Below are 20,635 nucleotides of genomic sequence, written 5' to 3'. Positions count from 1 at the left end.
GTCTATTTTGCCTCCTGCTACCGACGCTTTAGGCCGCATTGTGATGCCAGACGCGACTATAGTGGGCGTTGCCGAGTCAGTGAATTAGAGCTCCCACGTCAATTCCACATCAAGAAGGTAATAAAAATGACAAACGTTACCCCCGGCAGCATAGAAAAAGAAGATGAGTTTGGTTTCGGAACACAGATCCGAAAGTCTCCCTACTTTGACGCAACAGTCCGGTGGGGCGCAAAAGGATTTTCGGTATACAACCACATGTATATCCCGCGCGACTTCAGAGATCCAGTACAAAACTTCTGGAATCTCGTGAATGATGCGATCCTTTGCGATGTAGCCGCCGAACGTCAGGTGGAAATCACGGGGCCGGATGCAGCGAAATTCATGCAGAGCCTAACCCCGCGTGATTTGTCGGAAATGGCTGTCGGACAGTGCAAATACATCATGATCACCAATGAAGACGGTGGCATTCTTAACGACCCAATCCTGTTGCGGCTGGCAGAAAATCATTTCTGGATCTCGCTGGCTGATACCGACATCCTGTTGTGGGCGCAAGGTGTTGCGGTTCATGCCGGGCTGGATGTCAGCATTCGCGAACCCGATGTTTCCCCGCTGCAACTTCAGGGCCCGCAATCTGGCGAGGTGATGAAGAAGCTCTTCGGTGAGAGCATCATGGATCTGCGCTACTACTGGTTACGCGAGCTAGAACTTGACGGCATTCCGCTGATTGTCTCGCGCACCGGTTGGTCGAGCGAGCTTGGCTATGAACTTTATCTGCTTGATGGCACGCGAGGGGACGAACTCTGGGAAAAGATCATGGCCGCAGGCGAGCCCTTCGGGTTGAAGCCTGGTCATACCTCAACGATTCGCCGCATTGAGGGTGGGATGCTCTCCTATCACGCTGACGCGGACAGCAGCACCAACCCTTACGAACTTGGCATGGACCGTCTGGTTAACCCGGACATGGATGCTGACTTTATCGGAAAAGCCGCATTAAAGCGCATTCGTGCAAATGGCGTGAGCCGCAAGGAAGTTGGGCTGCGTATTGACACGGCGCCGCTCAAAAAACCCAACACCAGGTTCTGGCCGCTGAGTAAAGATGGCAACACTGTCGGAAAGGTGACATCTGCGGTCTATTCCCCACGCCTTGAACAGAATATTGCCTTGGCCATGGTTGCGATAGAGCATGCTGAGATAGGCACTGAACTGGAAATTCCAACCACATCCGGACCAGTGAAGGCCACGGTTGTCGAAAAGCCTTTCTTCGACCCCAAAAAGCAAAAGGCCACATCGTCTTGAAGCAGAATCATCATGTTTTAGCTTGGAGTCTTTCTTCGAGCACTATCAGGACGGCAATGGTGACTGGGGTCATTTCTCGAGCACTTTCAGAAAAGATCGTGGCGACCCCATCATAACGACTGCCTTGAAAAGCACCTGAATCCGTGAGAGCTTCGCATAAGCCTTATTGCTATCAACCTTGCCTGAATGAACAAGCATTTCCGTGGGCAAGGAAAGGTTCACCTTATTGATCTTATAAAGCTTGAAGCAACTCACGGATTCAGGAATCAAAAACTGCCTCCACAGTAGTGCTGCCGTAAAAAGGAGAGACATATGTATCCCATTCGTCACTGGGCCGTGCGGCACGCGAGGTTTTTTGAGCGCATCTATCGAATGTTCGAACCGGTGATCGTGAAGTTGCAGCCGCTTTGGAAGTCGGTAGGCTACCAGCGTGCAGAAAAGCCGGTAGGCATGGTGGAAAAGTTCAGCAAGGAATTGCTGTTCGATTGCAAGATGTGTGGTCAGTGCATCCTCAGTTCCACCGGGATGTCTTGTCCCATGAACTGCCCTAAGTCTTTGCGCAATGGTCCGTGTGGTGGTGTGCATCAGAATGGAAATTGTGAAGTTCATCCCGAGATGCGATGTGTCTGGGTCGAAGCCTGGGATGGAAGTCAGAAGATGAAAGGCGGGGAGAAGATCCATGTGGTGCAATTGCCCGTGGATCACAGTCTGAAGGGCAGTTCGTCCTGGCTGCGTGTGGCACGTAAGTCGGCAGATCTACAACAAGAAGATAAGTGAGCTTCAAGATGATCCTCAATGCTGTGGATCTAGATTGCAAAAGTGGACATCCCGCTACGCAATCTTCCAGAAGATCAACTTGACATGATGAAAGACTTAACGTTTTTAGCTATCAAACCAAAAAACAAACATCAACATGAAAAGGCTTCTGATGTGAGGAAAATCATGGACTACTCTAACCAGTATGTACTTACCGTCAACTGCAAAACTGCACCAGGTATCGTTGCCGGAATCGCATCCTATCTGACTGAGCGTGGCGGTTATATCGCAGAACTATCTCAATTCGATGACAAAATCAGCCATCAGTTCTTCTTGCGGACCTTGTTCAACATCTCCGCTGATTCCAGCCATACTTTTGAAGACATACGCAACGGATTCGATGTCCTGGCCGAAAAGCATGGCATAGAGTGGGCCATGCATGAGGTCAGTCGCCCGACAAAAGTCTTGATCATGGTATCCAAGTTTGACCACTGCCTGGTCGATCTTCTTTACCGTTACAACAAAGGTGAATTGAACATAGATGTTACCGCGATCATATCCAACCACCCGGATCTTCAATCGATCGCCGAGCGCGAAGGCTTTCGCTTCATTCACCTGCCGGTGACAGCAGAAACTAAAGCGGAACAAGAAGCCGAGCTACTCAATATCATCAACGAGACCGGGACTGAGCTGGTAGTGCTGGCGCGTTACATGCAGATCTTGTCTGACGATCTCTGTCAGCATCTGCACGGCCGGGCCATCAATATCCATCACTCCTTCCTGCCCGGCTTCAAGGGTGCCAAACCTTATCATCAGGCATATGAGCGTGGTGTCAAACTGATCGGCGCCACTGCACACTATGTGACCGGCGATCTCGATGAAGGCCCGATCATCGAACAGTCCGTCTTGCCGGTTAGTCACGCCTACTACCCTGATGAACTTGTTTCCCTGGGCCGAGACACCGAAACGAAAGCACTAGCAAGCGCTGTTAAATTGCATGTAGAGAACCGTGTGTTAATGTCGGGCAACAAGACCATTATTTTCAAATAGCAACAGAGGTCATCATGGCTCAATTAATAGACGGAAAGCAGATCTCGGCTGAGGTTTTGCAAGAAGTTGCCTCTGAAGTCGCGTTACTCAAGGCCGAGCATGACATCGTGCCGACGCTGGCTGTCGTGCTGGTGGGAGAGGATCCCGCCAGCCAGGTATATGTGAGAAACAAGGTGAAGCGGGCAACAGAGGCGGGGATGGGTTCCATCGAGCACCGCCTCGATGCCGGAACCACCCAGAGTGATCTCAATGAACTGATCGATTTTCTGAACAATGATCCTGAGGTGCACGGCATCCTGGTTCAGCTGCCACTGCCGCCGCATCTCAACGAGGATGAGGTGATATCTTCCATCCATCCGGCTAAAGATGTTGATGGCTTTCATCCACTAAACGTCGGAGCACTTGCTTCTGGGCGACCATCGCTCGTCCCGTGCACTCCGCAAGGTTGCATGATCATGCTGCGCCAGGTCCATCCGGACCTGAGTGGTAAAAATGCTGTGGTGGTGGGACGCTCTAATATTGTGGGCAAGCCGATGGCTGCACTTCTTTTACAGGCAAACTGTACGGTCACTATTGCGCATTCACGAACGAAGAACATCGAATCACTGTGCCGCAATGCCGATATTGTTGTAGCTGCCGTCGGCCGGGCGGAGTTCATCAATGCTGACTGGATCAGTCCTGGTGCAACGGTCATTGATGTCGGTATCAATGCCATTGATGTTGATGGCAAGAGAAAGCTCTTCGGTGATGTGGATTTTGAATCGGTTTCCCCGATCGCTGGTGCCATTACGCCGGTGCCCGGTGGTGTGGGTCCGATGACAATCGCCTGTCTGCTGTTGAATACGACACGTGCAGCAAAGTTTCAGCTGGACTGACCTTTAGATCTGCCCCCAGCGCACGCCCAGAATGTCCGGCGTCGCCCCAGGCGACGCGACAACAACAAGATAGGACCTCACATGAAACATGACGACGATCCCACCCTGGCCCCAGGCCATGACAACACCCAGATACTGGGCCTGGACTTCCACAACCCCGTCTTCCCGCTCTCTGCCTTGGCGATCATCGCCTTCATCCTCTATGCCCTGGTCTACCCCGACGCCGCCAACACCCAGCTGACCGCCACCCGGGACTGGTCCATCGAGTACTTCGACTGGCTGTTCATGATCGCCGGCAACCTCTTCGTGATCCTGTGCCTGGTGCTGATCGTGCTGCCCTTGGGCCGCATCCGCCTGGGCGGCCCCAATGCCAAGCCGGAGCACTCGCTGGTCTCGTGGTTCAGCATGCTGTTCGCCGCCGGCATGGGCATCGGCCTGATGTTCTGGAGCGTTGCCGAACCGGTGGCCTACTACACCGACTGGTACGGCACTCCCCTGAATACCGCCGCAGGCACGCCAGAAGGGGCTCGCGCCGCCATGGGCGCCACCATGTTCCACTGGGGCCTTCACCCTTGGGCGATCTATGGGGTGGTGGGTCTTTCCCTGGCCTTCTTCGCCTACAATCGCGGACTGCCGCTGACCCTGCGCTCCGCCTTCACTCCGCTGCTGGGTAACCGGGTACGCGGCTGGCCCGGCCACCTGATCGACATCACCGCGGTGCTGGCGACCATCTTCGGCCTGGCCACCTCGCTGGGTTTCGGCGCCTCCCAGGCCGCCGGCGGCCTCAACTACCTGTTCGACGTGCCCAACACCATCGGCACTCAGGTCGCCATCATCGTCGGCGTCACCGCGGTGGCGCTGTTCTCGGTGTGGCGCGGCATCGACGGCGGCGTCAAGCTGTTCTCGAACATCAACATGGTGATCGCCCTGCTGCTGCTGTTCGTGGTGCTGACCGGCTCCACCCTGCTGTTTCTCAACGGCCTGTGGGACACCACCCTGGCCTACGCCAGCCATATCCTGCCGCTCTCCAACTGGGTCGGCCGTGAGGACACTACCTGGTACCACGGCTGGACGGTGTTCTACTGGGCCTGGTGGATCTCCTGGTCACCCTTCGTCGGCATGTTCATCGCTCGGGTCTCGCGAGGGCGCACCGTCCGCGAGTTCCTGACCGCCGTGCTGCTGGTACCGACCGTGGTCACCATCGTGTGGATGAGCGCCTTCGGTGGCAATGCCCTGGCCCAGTCCGCGGCCGGCGTCGGCGAGCTGGGCAATGGCATCAGCGACGTCTCCCTGGCGATGTTCCAGATGCTCGAGCACCTGCCGCTGACCACCCTGACCTCCACCATGGCCATCGTGCTGGTGCTGGTGTTCTTCGTTACCTCCTCGGACTCCGGCTCCCTGGTGATCGACAGCATCACGGCCGGCGGCAAGGTCGATGCGCCACGCACCCAGCGGGTGTTCTGGGCCACCCTGGAAGGCGTGATTGCCGGTGTCCTGCTCTACGGCGGCGGCGACAAGGCCCTCGGGGCCCTGCAGGCCGGCGCCGTGGCCACCGGCCTGCCCTTCACCATCGTGCTGCTGGTGATGTGCGTGGGCCTGGTCAAGAGCCTGCGCGAGGAACATCGCGACCTGGAGCTTGCGGGCGCGACCTGACACACGGTCTGCCGCCCATCGAAGACGCCCCCATCTGGGGGCGTCGTCGTTTCCGCTCTTCGACCCTGCCTAAGTGAGAAGCGTAAGTCGATCCAGCGCAACCTGCAGCGGAAGCGCTGGCAAGTTGCGCAAGCGATACCCAGGTGAGCCTGGGATGCCTTCCCCTCTAGCTCAGCAGGGCCTCGGAGGATTCGGGGTTGAGCTCTTTCGGGTCATCGCGTCCCGGATACCAGGGCACGCGGCCGTCGAGCACGCCGGTGGCCTCGATGATCTCGGCCACGGTGTGTTCCTGGCGGTAGGCCATGATGTGGGCGCCGCTGACGCCGGGAATCTCGCGGATCTGGTGGAGCAGGTCCATGCACAGCTGCTTGCCCTCCTCCTTCTGGTTCTCAGCGCCCTCGAGACGCGCGATCACGCTGTCGGGGATGTGCACGCCGGGTACGTTGGCGCGGATCCAGCGCGCGCTGCGCGCCGAGGCCAGCGGGCCGATCCCGGGCAGGATGAAGACGCGGTCGGGGCCTTCCAGCAGACCGAGGTCGTTCACCTTGAGCATGAAGTCGCGCAACCGCTCGATGTCGAAGCAGTACTGGGTCTGGATGAACTGCGCCCCGGCCGCCACCTTCTTGGCCAGGCGATGGGGACGCCAGTCCAGCGGTGGCACGAAGGGGTTCTCGGCGGCACCGAGGAAGATCCGCGGCGGCGTCTCGATGCGCCGACCGCTCTGGAAACGGTGGTCGTCGCGCATCCCCCGGGCGATCTCGAGCAGCGACATGGAGTCGAGGTCGAACACCGGCTTGGCCTGGGGATGATCGCCGGCCTGCACCCCGTCACCGGTCAGACACAGCAGGTTGCAGGCCCCCATGGCCGCCCCGCCGAGGATCTCGCCCTGGATGGCGATGCGGTTTCGGTCACGGCACGATATCTGCAGGATGGTGGCATAGCCGACCCGGGTCAGCAGCGAGCAGACGCCGACGCTGGACATATGACAGTTGGCGCCAGAGCCATCCGTGGCATTGATGGCATCGACGTAGCCATCGAAGATGGCCGCACGCTTGAGCACCTCTGCCGGATCGGCAGAGTCCGGCGGGTCGATCTCGCTGGTAATGGCGAACTTGCCCGCCCGCAGCACCCGCTCCAGCCGGCCGGGGGAAACGTGGTCTGGCAGGATCGGCAGGGAGTAGCCCGGTACGGGCTCGTCATCGAACTTCATTTTGTTGTCTCGCTATTGGCGGTTGAAGAGGCAGTACCGTTCTGCTGGCGAACTTCGCGAAGCCAGGCAGAAGTTCCCGTGAGGCGGTAGTCGACCGGCAATTGGACAGCGTCGATGCGATCGCCATGCTTCATGCGACGACTGCCTTCCCAGGCATCGACCCAGACACACATCATTTCTGGCTTCACTTCGCAATGCCCATTGGCACGCACCCCGCCGCAGGGGCCGTTGCGCAGTGACTTGGGGCAGTTCATGGGGCAGGACATGCCGGTGTCAGAGAGAATGCACTGACCGCACATCTGGCAATCGAAGAGCGCTCCCTTGACGGCCTTTTCCACAGACTTCACCGGCGCCTCGATGCGCTCGTGACCCAATCGCCTCCACACGGGATCGAGCTTGACCAGCAACGGCTCGAAGCATCGGTAGATCACCTCAAAGACTCTGGAGTGGCGGACCACCCAGCGACGCATCCTGTACATGACATCTTCCTTCTTCGTTGAGAGGCGGTGCCCTCACTCTGCCAGAGCCGTCGTGGCTCGGCCCAGGCGACAGGCTGCATACTTGAACTCGGGAATCTTGCCGTCGGGGTCCAGCGCCGGGTTGGTCAGCAGGTTGGCCGCGGCCTCTACGTAGCAGAACGGCACGAATACCATGCCTTCCATCATCAGCGGGTCGACCCGCGCCTTGAGCGTGATCGTCCCGCGCCGGGTGGTGATGGTCAGCGCTTCCCCGGGATTCAGCCCCAATCTCAGGAGCTCACTCGACGACACGCTAGCTACCGCCTCCGGCTCCAGGGCGTCGAGTACCTGGCTGCGTCGGGTCATGGAGCCGGTATGCCAATGCTCGAGCTGACGCCCGGTGATCAGCACCGTGGGGAAGGCATCATCCACGGGCTCATCCGGGGGCAGCGGCCGGGTGGGGGCGAACTTCGCCTTGCCACCCGTTCGGGGGAAACGCTCGGAGAAGACCACATCGGCCCCGGGGGCATCCTCTGCCGGGCAGGGATAGGTCACCGAGCCCTCGCGCTCGAGTCGCTCCCAGGTGATGTTGTCCAGAGACGCCATGCCCTGCTTCATCTCGGCGAACACCTCACGGGGGTGGGCATAGTCCCAGGGCAGCCCGAAGCGCCTGGCGATCTCCTGGAGGATCCACCAGTCGGGCCGTGCCTCACCGGGCAGCGCCACGGCGGCGCGGCCGAGCTGCACCTGGCGATTGGTATTGGTCACCGTGCCGTCCTTCTCCGCCCAGCTCGAGGCCGGCAGGATGACGTCGGCGAACTGGGCGGTCTCGGTGACGAACAGATCCTGCACCACCAGGTGCTCGAGCCTGGCCAGCGCACCCCGTGCATGGTGGAGGTCGGGGTCGGACATCGCCGGGTTCTCGCCCTGGATGTACATGCCCTTGATCTGGCCTGCGTGAATCGCGTCCATGATCTCCACCACGGTGAGCCCGGGTCTTTCCTCGAGCACCGTGTTCCACAGTTCCTCGAAGGCGGCGCGAATCTGGGCGTCCCCTACCGGCTGGTAGTCCGGCAACACCATGGGAATCAGCCCGGCATCCGAGGCGCCCTGGACGTTGTTCTGGCCACGCAGCGGGTGCAGGCCGGTGCCGGGGCGACCGGTCTGGCCGCAGGTCAGCGCCAGCGAGATCAGGCAGCGGGCGTTGTCGGTGCCGTGCACATGCTGGGAGATACCCATGCCCCAGAAGATCATCGCCTTGTCGGCGCGGGCGTAGAGCCGGGCGATGTCGCGGATCGTCTCCGGCGCCACCCCGCACAGCTCGCTCATCGCCTCGGGGGTCATGTCCGCGACGCTGGCCTTGAGGGCCTCGAAGCCCTCGGTGTGCGCGGCGATATAGGCCTCGTCATACAGGCCTTCGCTGACGATCACGTTGAGCATGGCGTTGTAGAGCGATACGTCGCCGCCCGGGGTGAAGCGCACACTGCGGTGGGCATAGGCATCCAATGCCTGACCGCGGGGATCGAGGATGATCAGCTTGGTGCCGTGTTTGGCCGCCTGCTTGAAGTAGGTGGCCGCCACCGGATGATTGATGGTCGGATTGCAACCGGTGAGGATCACCACATCGGCCTCGAGGGCCTGCATGAAGGAGGCGGTCACCGCGCCCGAGCCGATGCACTCCATCAACGCCGCCACCGAGCTGGCATGGCAGAGCCGGGTGCAATGGTCGACATGGTTGGAACCGAAGCCGGTGCGCACCAGCTTCTGGAACAGCCAGGCCTCCTCGTTGGAGCATTTGGCGCTGCCGAAACCGGCCAGGGCATCGGGGCCATGCGCCGCCTTCAGATCCACCAGTCCCCGGGCGGCCACATCCAGCGCCTCCTCCCAGCTCGCTTCGACGAAGTGGGTCAGCGGTCGTGCCGGGTCGAAGTCGGGGTCGAGTCCCTTGGGCACGCCGGGGCGGCGGATCAGCGGGGTGGTCAGTCGCGAGGGGTGGCGGGGGTAGTCGAAGCCGAAGCGGCCCTTGACGCACAGGCGGTTCTGGTTGGAAGGACCATTACGCCCCTCGACGAAGAGGATGCGTTCGTCCTCGGCGTGCTGGCCCTTGATGTGATAGGTGAGCTGGCAGCCCACCCCGCAATAGGGACAGACCGAGTCGACGGTGCGATCGGCGGCCTTGGAGTCGCCGCGCCCCGTGGCGTCGATCAGGGTCGCCGGCATCAGCGCCCCGGTCGGGCAGGCCTGGACGCATTCGCCGCAGGCCACGCAGGTGCTCTCGCCCATGGGGTCGTCGAAGTCGAAGACGACCTTCGAGGCCGCGCCGCGGTGGGCCAGGCCGATGACGTCATTGCCCTGGACCTCGCGACAGGCACGCACGCAGAGGTTGCACTCGATGCAGGCATCGAGATTGACGTTCATGGCCGAGTGGCTGGTGTCGTGGGTCAGGGATCCCGCACGTGCGGCGACATGGTGGACCGTGGGCTCGTCGCGCTCGGCCCGCGCTGGTAGCCGCTCGCGCACGGCGCCGGCGTCGATGGCCAGCAGATCGGCCATCGCCCAGAAGTGGCTGGAGCGGTCGGGACCAGCGTCGCGCTCAGGCTGGTCGGCAATCAGCAGCTCCATCACCCCTTCCCGGCTCACGCGGGCCCGCTCGGAGGTGGCACTCTTGACCACCATGCCAGGCGCCGCCTCACGCAGGCAGCTCGCCGCCAGCACACGCTCGCCTTCCACTTCCACCATGCAGGCGCGACAGTTGCCGTCGGCCCGGTAACCGGGGGCCTCCTTGAAGCACAGGTGCGGAATGGTCTCGCCGGCGCGCTTGGCCACCTGCCAGAGGGTCTCGCCGGGATGGGCGTCGATCTCCACGCCATCCAGGGTCAGGCTGAAGCTTTCGTTCAGGTTCGGTTCTTTCATGCTCATCTCCCCTACCCCCTGACGATCACGTGCTGGCCAGCGAGCTGGTCGCGAAAGTCCTTGAGCAGCCCCAGCACCGGGTTGGGCGCCGCCTGGCCCAGGCCGCAGATCGAGGCGTCCATCATCACCTGCGAGAGTCGCTGGAGTTGTTCGACATCCCATTCGGGACGCTCGACCAGGCTCAGCATCTTCTCGGTGCCGACCCGGCAGGGCGTGCACTGGCCACAGGATTCATCGGCGAAGAAGGCCAGCAGGTTGCTGGCCACCGCTTTCAGGTCGTCCTGGTCGGAGACCACGATGACCGCGGCCGAGCCGATGAAACAGCCTTCGGCCTGCAGGGTGTCGAAGTCCAGCGGGATATCGGCCTTGCTGGCGGGCAGGATCCCCCCCGAGGCGCCACCCGGCAGGTAGCCGGCCAGGCGATGACCGTCGGCCATGCCGCCCCCGTACTCCGCGATCAGCTCGTTCAAGGTGATGCCCGCCGGTGCCAGGTGAACGCCGGGGCGCTTGACCCGACCCGAGAGGGAGAAGCTTCTCAGTCCACTGCGACCATGGCGACCCTGCTCGGCGAACCAGTCGGCGCCCTTGTCCCAGATCTCGGGAATCCAGTAGACGGTCTCGACGTTGTTGACCAGGGTCGGGCGGCCGAAGAGTCCCTTCTGGGCGACGAAGGGCGGGCGATGGCGTGGCTTGCCCGGCTTTCCCTCCAGCGACTCGATCATCGCCGACTCCTCGCCACAGATGTAGGCTCCGGCTCCCCGGCGCAGCACGATATAGCCCGGCGGCGCGAGGCCGGTCACCTCGAGCTCGCCGATCGCCTCGCCGAGAACCCGGCGCAGGCCGGGGTATTCGTCACGCAGGTAGATATAGAGCGCGCAGGCCTCCACCGCCCAGGCACTGACCAGTGCCCCCTCGAGGAAGCGATGCGGTGCGCGCTCCAGATAATACCGATCCTTGAAGGTACCGGGCTCGCCCTCGTCGGCGTTGATGGCGCAGTAGCGCGGCCCCGGCTCCTGGCGCACGAAGTGCCACTTCTTGAAGGTGGGGAAGCCGGCGCCGCCCAGGCCGCGCAGCTTGGCCCGTTCGAGCATCTCCATCAGCGCCTCGACGGTGATGCGTCCCTCGCGGCAGTCGGCGAGCAGCCGGTAGCCCCCCGCCTCGCGGTAGTCCGCCAGGCGCTGCCAGACGATCGCCGCGGGGTGGAAGTGGCCCGTATCGACCACCGATTCGACACCTTCGCGGGTGGCGTACAGCACATGGTGATGTCCCACTTCCACTACCGGTGCGGTATCGCAGCGGCCCATACAGGGCGCCCTCACCACTCGCACCGCCTGAGGATCGACACCGGCTTCCAGTTCCGCTCTGAGCGTCGCGGCACCGGCCAGCTGGCAGGACAGCGAGTCACAGACCCGCACCGTCACCCCCGGTGGCGGCGCCTGGTCATCATGCACCACATCGAAGTGGGCATAGAAGGTCGCGGTCTCGTAGACCGCCGCCATCGGCAGGTTCATGTAGGTGGCCAGCGCCCGAAGGTTCACCAGCGACAGATGACCATGGGCATCCTGGATGGCGTGCAGATGCTCGATCAACAGGTCACGGCGCCGCCGATCCGGGTCGCTGCGCTCGTCACCGAGCAGCTGGCGCAGCGCGGCCAGGGCGACGGGGGGCAGGTCACGGCCACGTGGTTTGCCACGGAAGCGGCGCGGGGGAGTGATGGTCTCGACGGTCATGGCGGGCTCGTGGTTCTCGGTGGGCGCTTGCCTACCTTGCGTGTTCGCACCAGCGCTGGGCAGGGCGATTGGCTGTTCAATTCTTCATGCTCGAACAACTCAGTCTGAGGGGCCGGTCTTGAGCTGCTGGCGCAGCTGGAATTTCTGGATTTTCCCCGTCGAGGAGGTTGGCAGCTGGCCAAAGATGATCTTCTTGGGAACCTTGAAGCGACTGATATTCTCCCGGCAGAAACTGATCAACTCGTCTTCGCTCAGCTCCCTGCCGGGACGCAGTTGGACGAAGGCCGCCGGGACTTCGCCCCACTTGGTATCCGCCATCGCCACGACCGCCACCTGTTCGACATCGGCGTGCCGTTGAATGATGTCCTCAACTTCCAGTGAGGAGATGTTTTCCCCACCCGAGATGATCACGTCCTTCAGCCGATCGCGAATCTTCAAGTAGCCGTCCGGTTCCATCACTGCCAGGTCACCGGAGTGAAACCAGCCGCCGGCAAAGGCTTCACGGGTGGCGGCTGCGTTGCGCAGGTAGCCCTTCATGACGATATTGCCTCGGAACATGATCTCGCCGACGGTCTGGCCGTCGGCGGGGACGGGTTCCATCGTGACCGAGTCGAGCACCGCGATGCTTTCCTGCAGTGGATAGGTCACGCCTTGGCGTCCATTGAGCCGGACCCGCTCGTCCAGGGGAAGCTGGTCCCAACCATCCTGCTTGACGCACACCGACGCGGGCGGCGCCGCGCCGGCGATCAGCCCCGACACCTTGTGCTCGATCGGCGCCGGAGCCGCCACGGCGGCATCGGCAATCATCGAGTGAACGATGGGCGCACCGCAGTAGTGGCTGACCCTATGCCGCCTGATCAAGTCCAGGATCACCTCCGCGTCGACCCTACGCAGGCAGACGCTGGTGCCGCCGATCGCCGCCAGCGTCCACGGGAAGCACCAACCGTTGCAGTGGAACATCGGCAGGGTCCAGAGGTAGACCACCTCAGCGGGCAGCGTCCAGGACAGCACGTTGCTGACGGCATTCAGGTAAGCGCCGCGGTGGTGGCTGACCACCCCCTTGGGGTTGCCGGTGGTGCCGGAGGTGTAACCCAACGCGATCGCATCCCACTCGTCGGCCGGTAGCTGCCAGTCATCCTGCTCCGGCTGCTCGGCCAGCAACGCCTCGTACTCCAGGTCGCCGAGGAAGCGTTCTTCCCCCTGACTCGGGTCGGAGACGTTGATCACCGTGGGCGCCGGTCCTTCCATCCGGACCAGGGCCTTTTCGACCACGTCCGCGTACTCAGGATCGACCAACAACAGGCGCGAGCGGCTGTGATCGAGAATAAAGGCCACCGCCTCCGGGTCCAGGCGGATGTTGATCGCATTCAACACGGCCCCCACCATGGGCACGCCGAAGTGGGCCTCGTACATGGCCGGGACATTCGGCAGCATGACGGCCACCGTATCGCCCTTGGTGATGCCAAAATGTCTCAGCAGGGAGGCCAGTCGGCAGCAGCGGGAATAGGTCTGCCGCCAGCTGTAGCGAGTCTCGTTGTAGATCAGTGCCGTCCGGTCGGGATACACGGCGGCGGCCCGCTTGATGAAGCTCAAGGGAGAGAGCGGCACATGATTGGCCGCGTTCTTCTCGAGAGCATCATTGTAATGGCAGATTTCATTCATGTTCTTACCCCTTTTGTTTTAAGGAAGGGTTTATAACCCGGCCTTTCAATCGGAACGACGGTCGTTCCGTGCCAGTGGCTGTTCAGCTGTCACCACCCCTATCACCTGCCATGAAGCCATGGGACATGCGGCCTGGACGGTACTACGGCCGCATGACGCAAACAGTGGCGCTAGCGGCCTGGCTGTTCCCAGTGGGGTTTACGTTTGGCAAGAAAGGCATCGATTCCCTCGCTTGCATCAGGGCTCATCATGTTGTCGGCCATCACGTTGCCGGCAAAATCGTAGGCGTCGGCCAACGCCATCTGACGCTGAGGATGGAACATGGACTTTCCAAAGCGCACCGCCGCCGGACTCTTGCTCAGGATCGTTTCCACCTTATCGGCCACGGCAGCATCCAGATCGGCATCAGCGACGACGGAGCTCACCAGCCCCCACTCCAATGCCGTATCCGCATCGATAAAGTCACCGGTCACCAGCATGTCGAACGCCCGCTTGGGAGAAACGCTGCGTGACAGCGCCACGGCGGGGGTCGAGCAGAACAGGCCCACGTTGATGCCCGACACCCCGAAGCGGGCCGATCGGGCGGCAATGACCAGATCGCAGCTGGCCGCCAACTGGCACCCCGCTGCCACGGCCATGCCCTGGACCTGGGCGATGACCGGCACCGGCAGCGCGACGACACTCTTCATCACCCGGCTGCAGTTGCGAAACAGCTCCTGGTAATAGGAATGGTCGGGATTGGCACGCATTTCCTTCAGATCGTGTCCGGCACAAAATCCCCGCCCCCTGCCACCGACCACCACACAGCGGACCGCCGGGTCGGCGGCGATCGCATCCAACTCTTGCTGCAACGCGGCCAGCATGGCTTCGGAGAGAGTGTTGAATTTATCCGGACGATTCAACGTGAGATAGACAGCCCCTTCCTTATCATCCCTGAGAAGAATGTTTTCTGAAGATTGACCGTGATTCATAAATAACTCCCGCCAGCGATGGCTGATTAAATATTATTGATCGTCACCTCGACGGTGATCGAGTTACGGAAGGAACAGTTACGGTGGGCGCTGGCATAAATTCTGGATATCGTCTTCTGGTCCGAAACTTTATCGCCGGCGAAGGTGATGCACGGGGACAGCATAATACGCATCACTCCGCTCCTGTTTTATCGTTGCGCTCCAGGTGTCCGACTGGATTTTCTTCGCCAACGAATGGCGGACTGATGGGCGGACATGGATAGGCTTACTGCCTCAGCGTATCTTCATCGTAAGTGATGCAGGAAACACCTGGAAAGCGACGATTTCTAAGCAGCTGAATTAGCCTAGCTAATGCAAAGCTCGCGACCGGCTGTAACGGTGACCTGGATGCACACCCACCTTCGCCAGTACCGGACCCGAGACGTCAAGCCACAACCCATGGGTTACGAAAAATAAGCCAAATACTTAGAAACCATCGCTTTACCGTTCAACATACCCCGGATAGCCTGCATGTAATCAGACGATATCTAGACTATCACGCTTCAAGCGATAAAATTTTGAAGTTCACCTCACCATTTTTTGAAATCTCATTCAGCGATTGAAGCCAAACGCGCCCCCTCTCAACCAGCAAGGTACGCCTTAAAAATCAAGCCCATAAAAGATGAGGCGCCCCATGAGCGAATCTACTATGAAAACCATTAATGTTGAATACGCGATCATCGGTGCCGGAACCTCAGGGCTGGGCGCCTACTCGAAGATCAGCCGCAAGACCGATAGCCTGTTGATGATCCAGGACGGCCCCTACGGTACTACCTGCGCCAGGGTCGGCTGCATGCCCAGCAAGTTGCTGATCACTGCTTCCGATTACGCGCACCATTTGACCACCAGCGATTTTTTCGGTGTGACAGCCGCTGGTCACGTGGATGGACACAAGGTGTTCGAAAGGTTGCGCCGAGAGCGAGATGAGCGATTTGTCGCCAACAACCTCCGCTACGTCGACAAGATTCCGCCCCATCACAAGCTTGAGGGGCGTGCCAGGTTTATCGGACCGGGCCACCTCAGGGTGGGCGAATCCGTCGAGGTCAAAGCGGAAAAGTTCATCCTCGCCTGCGGCTCCCGGCCTGCGGTCAGCGAGGTATTCGAGCCAGTAATGGACCGCGTACTCACCAGTGATACGGTATTCGAGCTGAATGATCTGCCCCACTCGATAGCGGTGATCGGTATGGGCGTTATCGCACTGGAGCTGGGGCAAGCTCTCCATCGGCTCGGCGTCGAAACGACAATTTATGGCCGTTCTGGAAAGATCAACGCCCTCACTCACCCGGACATGCAGCAGGAAGCTCTCGATATCCTCAGCTCCGAACTGGATATCTACCCCACCGGCCAGGTGGTGAGCACTTGGGAAGATGCTGAAGGTGCCTGGATCGAGTTTGAGCAGTCGAACGGCCGGCGGGTCACCAAGGTGTTCGACAGGATACTGGTCGCCACGGGGAGGACCTCCAATGTAGACCGGTTGGGCATGGAGCATACGGGAGCGGAATTCACTGAAGCTGGCAAGGTGGTATTCGATCCACAGACGATGCTCTGCTCTGACACTCCCATTTTCATTGCCGGCGATGCGGCTGAATACCTGCCGGTGTGGCACGAAGCCTTTGATGAGGGACGTATCGCTGCCGATAACGCGTTGAACTACCCAGATCCGGTGCCTGTCGATCGTAGACCGCCATTAATGGTGTTCTTCACCGATCCTCAGATCGCTATCATCGGACAGAGTTTCCGGGAGCTTCAAGGCCTGGAAATTATCATTGGAGAACTGCCGTTTGCGAGTCCCCGCCATGTGGTTTGGAACAAGGTAGAAGGACGTATTCAAGTCTACCTGGATGCGCGAACCGGCGTCATCCTAGGCGCCGAATTGCTTGGTTACCAAGCCGAACACCTGGCGCATCTGCTTGCCCTAGCCATCACACACAGCATGACGGCAGAGCAGGTGCTGATGATGCCCGTCTATCACCCCAGTGCCGAAGAACTGTTAAGGGATGTGTTGATCGACGCCAGGGAGAAGCGTCGGATCTATGCGGCTGAAGCCATGATGCATTCCAACACCGTCCCGGCCTATTCATGACACAGGCGCGACAAACCGGCGAATGGCCCCCTTCTGGACATCGGCCAGTGCCACGAACGGCACGCCTCTGGAGGGGCATTCGCCATGGGCGACAGGCGGGGCGGGCGCTTCGCCGACTCACGCGATTCGCCCCCTCATTGCCGCCTGTAGAATGACACTACATTGACATGAAAATCAGTGGATTACGTAATCATACAGGCGCCGACCCATGCCTTCACGGGTGACATCACTCAGATTGATACGGCGGCTGGTCGCGTCTACTGTGATAATGTAGAAGATAAGAAACTTCCCTCGAGTGCGAGAACTTCGCTCCCCGGCAAGTCGAGCCATCGACGCCCCTCGAGCGTGGCTTTTCCACTCTCACTCACTCCTCCCTGTTGAGCGATCTCGGTCTCAAGGCGCGATATCCGGCATCGACGCATATCCTCGTCTCACTCCTTAACCAACGCCTTCATGAGGGCCACACTGGAGGATGGGAACAATGAGAAAAATCGCCCTTGATGCTGCCGATATTCGCATCCTTTTCGCGGTGCAACATCACGGCCATCTCAGCAAAATTCGTCTGTCCGAGATCGTCAATCTTTCCCCGACACCCTGCTGGATTCGCTTCAACCGATTACGGGCAGCGGGCCTGATCCGCGGCTATCATGCGGATATCGCGGTCGACAAGCTCGCCGATGTCATCAGGGTGATCGTGACGGTGTCGCTCAAGGGGCATCGAACCGCGGACTTTCAACGTTTCGAGCAGCACATCCAGCGAATCGATGAGATCGTCGAATGCATGGCGACGGGAGGGGGAATGGATTACGTCTTGAAGGTATTGACCGTCAGCCTGCCCGCTTTTCAGGGCGTGATGGAAGAGCTGCTTTCAGCGGACCTGGGGATCGACCGCTACGTGACGTATATCACCACCAGGGAGATAAAATCCTCTCAACCCAACCTTACTACCCTGGTGCGTCACGCCAGGAGCTGAACCGAAAAGCGCCGCCCCCAGGCGCTTCGTTTCATTCCGCTCGCGCCGTCAGCACCCGATCGAGCTCCTGCCGATAGGCTATCTCATGACCCGCCGGGTCGGCGGGCAGGCGGCCGAGCTCGACGGCCAGCTCGAAGAAGCCCGGCCGGGGCAGCTCGCCGCGGCGGCTGATCACCAGGGCGGCGATCAGCGGACGGCCCGCGGCCGCGTCCTCGCGCATCAGCGCCTCCAGCGCCAGGGCGACGCGCTGGATGGTGCGCGGCGGGGCGAGCCCCATCGCCTCGGCGGCCTGCTGATAGGTGACCGGCAGCTGCGCCTCGGGCAGGCGCTCGAGCCAGGCGCGCAGACGCGGCGGCAGGTCGGGATCGGCCATCGTCGGGGGCCTGGATGGGGTGGGGCGCGGCGTCGAAGGCATAAAGGTGGGCTCGCTCATCGAAGAAGAAAGGGGTAAGGAGAGCAGCGGCAGGATACCCGGGGCGGCGTGGCGCGTCGACGCGCTGTCATCAGCGGCTCACGAGGGCTCTGCTACGCTGAGCGAGTCACCCCCTCTCACCACGACATGACACGCGAGGCGCATCATGAAAGGGACTTCCCCCACCACACGAAGCGGCGCACGGCCGAGGCTCCTCTCGGCACTGGCCCTGGGCATCGTCGGCTGCCTGGCGGCGACCGCCGCCCTGGCCACCAGCCCGGCGAAGGTCGGCGCCATCGAGGCGGCCCAGAACGTCACCCTGGGCCCGCGCCCGCTGTTCCTGATCCAGGACATGGACGAGGGCACCCAGCGCGAGCGCCGGCTCAAGGAGACCCTGATGCGCTGCGCCGCCGACACCGAGCGGTGGCAGCGCCGGGACTTCTCGATCGGCCATCGCGGGGCGGCCATGCAGTTCCCCGAGCACACCCGGGAATCCTATCTCGCCGCGGCCCAGATGGGCGCTGGCATCGTGGAGTGCGACGTGACCTTCACCGAGGACAAGGCGCTGGTCTGCCGCCACTCCCAGTGCGACCTGCACGCCACCACCAACATCCTCGAGACCGACCTGGCCGATCAGTGCAGCGTGCCGCCGGCCTTCGACCCCGAGACCGGCGCGCTGACCAACGCCGAGGCGGTGCAATGCTGCACCAGCGACATCACCCTGGCCGAGTTCAAGCGCCTCAAGGGGCGCATGGACGGCGTGAACACCGAGGCCGACACCCTGGCGGCGTACCTCGACGGCACCCCCGACTGGCGCACCGACCTCTACGCCACCCGCGGCACCCTGATGACCCACGCCGAGAGCATCGCGCTCTTCCAGGCGCTGGGCGTGCGCATGACGCCGGAGCTCAAGGCGCCGAGCGTGGCGATGCCCTTCGACGGCATGAGCCAGGCCGACTACGCCCGGAAGCTGCTCGACGAGTACCGGGACGCCGGCGTGCCGGCCGAGGACGTCTTCCCGCAGTCGTTCAACCTGGACGACGTGCGCTACTGGATCGACAACGCCCCCGAGTTCGCCGACCAGGCGGTCTACCTCGACGACCGCTACGACGACGAGAGCTTCGACCACCGCGACCCGGCGACCTGGTCGCCGAGCATGGAGGAGCTCGCCGAGCAGGGCGTGAAGATCCTCGCCCCGCCGATGTGGATGCTGCTCGAGGCGCGCCCCGAGGCCGGCGAGAACGAGGACCGCATCGTGCCCTCGGCCTACGCCGAGCGCGCGAGGGCCGCCGGACTCGAGCTGATCGCCTGGAGCTACGAGCGCTCCGGCCCGCTCAGCGAAGACGGCGAGTGGTACCACCGGAGCGTCGATGCGGTGATCGACAACGAGGGCGACAAGCTGCTGGTACTGGACGTGCTGGCCCAGGATGTGGGCATCATGGGCCTCTTCTCGGATTGGCCGGCGACCGTGACCCTCTATGACAACTGCCTGAATCCCGAGCCCGCTTCCTGACGCCGCACGAGGATCGACATGACGTCACGCCGCACGCCTTCCACCCGCCAGGGCCAGGGAGTGGCCTTCAAGGTGGCCATCGCCGGGGGCATCCTGGCCGGCCTGGCAGCCCTCTCCATGGCAGGGGCCGGGCCAGCCTATCGCCTGGAGATGCTCTCGCTGGGCGAGGCCTTCAGCCTGCTGCGCTACGGGGCCCTCGTCGCCCTGGGCGCGGCCGGGCTGGGCGCGGTGAGCCTGCTGATCGCCGCCTTCACCCGTCGCGCACTGCCGGCGCTTCTGGCCGCGCTGGTGATCCTGGCCGGCCTGGCGCTGGTCGCGGTGCCCTGGCAGCAGCTGCAGCAGGCACGCTCGGTGCCGCCCATCCACGACATCACCACCGACCTCGAGGATCCGCCCGCCTTCGAGGCCCTGGTCGAGGCGCGGGAGGTCGCGCCCAACGCCGTGGCCTACCCCGGCGAGGCGACCGCGAAGCAGCAGCGCGAGGGGTATCCGGGGCTCGGGCCGCTGGTGCTCCAGGCGCCGCCCGCGGCCGTACGGGAAGCCGTCGGGGCCGTGGCCCGCGAGGCCGGCTGGGAGATTGCCGCGGTGACCGACGGCCGGCTCGAGGCCACCGACACGACCTTCTGGTTCGGCTTCAAGGATGACGTGGTGATCCGCCTGAGCGAGACGGACGACGGCGTGCGGGTGGACATGCGCTCCGCCTCGCGGCTCGGCACCAGCGACGTGGGCACCAATGCGGCGCGCATCCGATCCACTCTCGAGGCCCTGGAGGCACGAGTGGGCGGTTGAGCCGGCACGCAGACCCTCCAGAAGCGGAAAGCGCGAGCGGCGGCCCCTGGGCCGCCGCTCGTCATGTTGTGAGGGCTTCCGCGACGCTCACTTCATCCCTAAGCCGCGCTCGACCAGAAACTCGCCCATGTGCGGGCGCAGCCTGGTGCCGAACAAGGGGGTGGGGGCGTAGGCGTGCCGGTCAACGGCAGAAGGTCGGCATGGCATTGCTTTCTTCGCATCAGCCTGAGCTGTATCTTGGACATCATCGAA

16 protein-coding genes are annotated in these 20,635 nt (G+C 61.9%); 9 read left to right on the top strand and 7 right to left on the bottom strand.

The genetic code is table 11. The features are described from left to right. The first annotated feature begins 126 nt into the window (after nt 1-126). The 5 genes from FEI13_RS02760 to FEI13_RS02740 all read left to right on the top strand — a co-directional run bounded on the left by FEI13_RS02760 (nt 127) and on the right by FEI13_RS02740 (nt 5,630). Nucleotides 127-1,296, top strand: coding sequence for a glycine cleavage T C-terminal barrel domain-containing protein (locus FEI13_RS02760; protein ID WP_193555712.1), 1,170 nt, complete (start codon nt 127-129; stop codon nt 1,294-1,296). A 312-nt stretch (nt 1,297-1,608) separates the two neighbouring features. Further along, nucleotides 1,609-2,073: a methylenetetrahydrofolate reductase C-terminal domain-containing protein gene (locus FEI13_RS02755; protein WP_138179304.1), complete on the top strand. Its 465-nt coding sequence runs from the start codon at nt 1,609-1,611 to the stop codon at nt 2,071-2,073. Nucleotides 2,074-2,238: 165 nt separating this feature from the next. After that, a complete protein-coding gene (purU, locus tag FEI13_RS02750; RefSeq protein WP_138179498.1) occupies nt 2,239-3,102 on the top strand; it encodes a formyltetrahydrofolate deformylase in 864 nt (287 codons plus the stop codon). Between the two features lie 14 nt (nt 3,103-3,116). Next, a complete protein-coding gene (gene folD / locus FEI13_RS02745; protein ID WP_204758335.1) occupies nt 3,117-3,977 on the top strand; it encodes a bifunctional methylenetetrahydrofolate dehydrogenase/methenyltetrahydrofolate cyclohydrolase FolD in 861 nt (286 codons plus the stop codon). Between the two features lie 81 nt (nt 3,978-4,058). Then, nucleotides 4,059-5,630 carry a BCCT family transporter gene (locus FEI13_RS02740; RefSeq protein WP_138179300.1) on the top strand — a complete coding sequence of 524 codons (1,572 nt, stop codon included), beginning with the start codon at nt 4,059-4,061 and terminating at the stop codon, nt 5,628-5,630. 166 nt (nt 5,631-5,796) lie between these two features. Here FEI13_RS02740 and FEI13_RS02735 read toward each other — a convergent pair whose 3' ends face one another. The 6 genes from FEI13_RS02735 to FEI13_RS02710 form a co-directional block, all read right to left on the bottom strand. Then, nucleotides 5,797-6,840 carry a methylenetetrahydrofolate reductase gene (locus FEI13_RS02735; protein ID WP_138179298.1) on the bottom strand — a complete coding sequence of 348 codons (1,044 nt, stop codon included), beginning with the start codon at nt 6,838-6,840 and terminating at the stop codon, nt 5,797-5,799. Next, on the bottom strand, nt 6,837-7,319 hold the full coding sequence (locus FEI13_RS02730; protein ID WP_138179297.1) for a methylenetetrahydrofolate reductase C-terminal domain-containing protein: 483 nt from the start codon (nt 7,317-7,319) through the stop codon (nt 6,837-6,839). The genes FEI13_RS02735 and FEI13_RS02730 overlap by 4 nt, the downstream gene beginning before the upstream one ends. 33 nt (nt 7,320-7,352) lie before the next feature. Beyond that, nucleotides 7,353-10,211, bottom strand: coding sequence for a formate dehydrogenase subunit alpha (gene fdhF, locus FEI13_RS02725; protein ID WP_193555711.1), 2,859 nt, complete (start codon nt 10,209-10,211; stop codon nt 7,353-7,355). A gap of 11 nt (nt 10,212-10,222) precedes the next feature. After that, nucleotides 10,223-11,941, bottom strand: coding sequence for an NADH-ubiquinone oxidoreductase-F iron-sulfur binding region domain-containing protein (locus FEI13_RS02720; protein ID WP_193555710.1), 1,719 nt, complete (start codon nt 11,939-11,941; stop codon nt 10,223-10,225). A 99-nt stretch (nt 11,942-12,040) separates the two neighbouring features. Next, entirely contained in the window at nt 12,041-13,603 is a 1,563-nt protein-coding gene (locus FEI13_RS02715) for an acyl-CoA synthetase (RefSeq protein WP_138179295.1), read from the bottom strand. Nucleotides 13,604-13,773: 170 nt separating this feature from the next. Next, nucleotides 13,774-14,574: an enoyl-CoA hydratase gene (locus FEI13_RS02710; RefSeq protein WP_138179294.1), complete on the bottom strand. Its 801-nt coding sequence runs from the start codon at nt 14,572-14,574 to the stop codon at nt 13,774-13,776. 673 nt (nt 14,575-15,247) lie between these two features. On the opposite strand from FEI13_RS02710, the gene FEI13_RS02705 reads away from it, so the two are divergent. After that, entirely contained in the window at nt 15,248-16,696 is a 1,449-nt protein-coding gene (locus FEI13_RS02705; protein ID WP_158294503.1) for a dihydrolipoyl dehydrogenase, read from the top strand. A gap of 481 nt (nt 16,697-17,177) precedes the next feature. Beyond that, complete coding sequence (locus FEI13_RS02700) at nt 17,178-17,669, top strand: Lrp/AsnC family transcriptional regulator (protein ID WP_138179291.1); 492 nt, start codon at nt 17,178-17,180, stop codon at nt 17,667-17,669. A 31-nt stretch (nt 17,670-17,700) separates the two neighbouring features. On the opposite strand, the gene FEI13_RS02695 is transcribed toward FEI13_RS02700, so the two are convergent. After that, the gene (locus FEI13_RS02695; RefSeq protein ID WP_138179289.1) at nt 17,701-18,042 is read right to left on the bottom strand and encodes a hypothetical protein; all 342 of its coding nucleotides are present in this window, start codon (nt 18,040-18,042) and stop codon (nt 17,701-17,703) included. Between the two features lie 205 nt (nt 18,043-18,247). Between FEI13_RS02695 and FEI13_RS02690 the strand changes: the two genes are divergently transcribed. Together FEI13_RS02690 and FEI13_RS02685 are read left to right on the top strand one after the other, a co-directional pair. Continuing rightward, complete coding sequence (locus FEI13_RS02690) at nt 18,248-19,594, top strand: glycerophosphodiester phosphodiesterase family protein (protein WP_138179287.1); 1,347 nt, start codon at nt 18,248-18,250, stop codon at nt 19,592-19,594. Nucleotides 19,595-19,612: 18 nt separating this feature from the next. Next, nucleotides 19,613-20,383 carry a DUF1499 domain-containing protein gene (locus FEI13_RS02685; protein WP_138179285.1) on the top strand — a complete coding sequence of 257 codons (771 nt, stop codon included), beginning with the start codon at nt 19,613-19,615 and terminating at the stop codon, nt 20,381-20,383. Nucleotides 20,384-20,635 lie beyond the last annotated feature (252 nt).

Origin of the sequence: Halomonas urmiana (assembly GCF_005780185.1) — a bacterium.
GTDB classification, from domain to species: Bacteria; Pseudomonadota; Gammaproteobacteria; order Pseudomonadales; family Halomonadaceae; genus Halomonas; species Halomonas urmiana.
The sequence above is the reverse complement of the archived record's forward strand: the minus strand, read 5'-3'. Positions and strand labels throughout refer to the sequence as shown.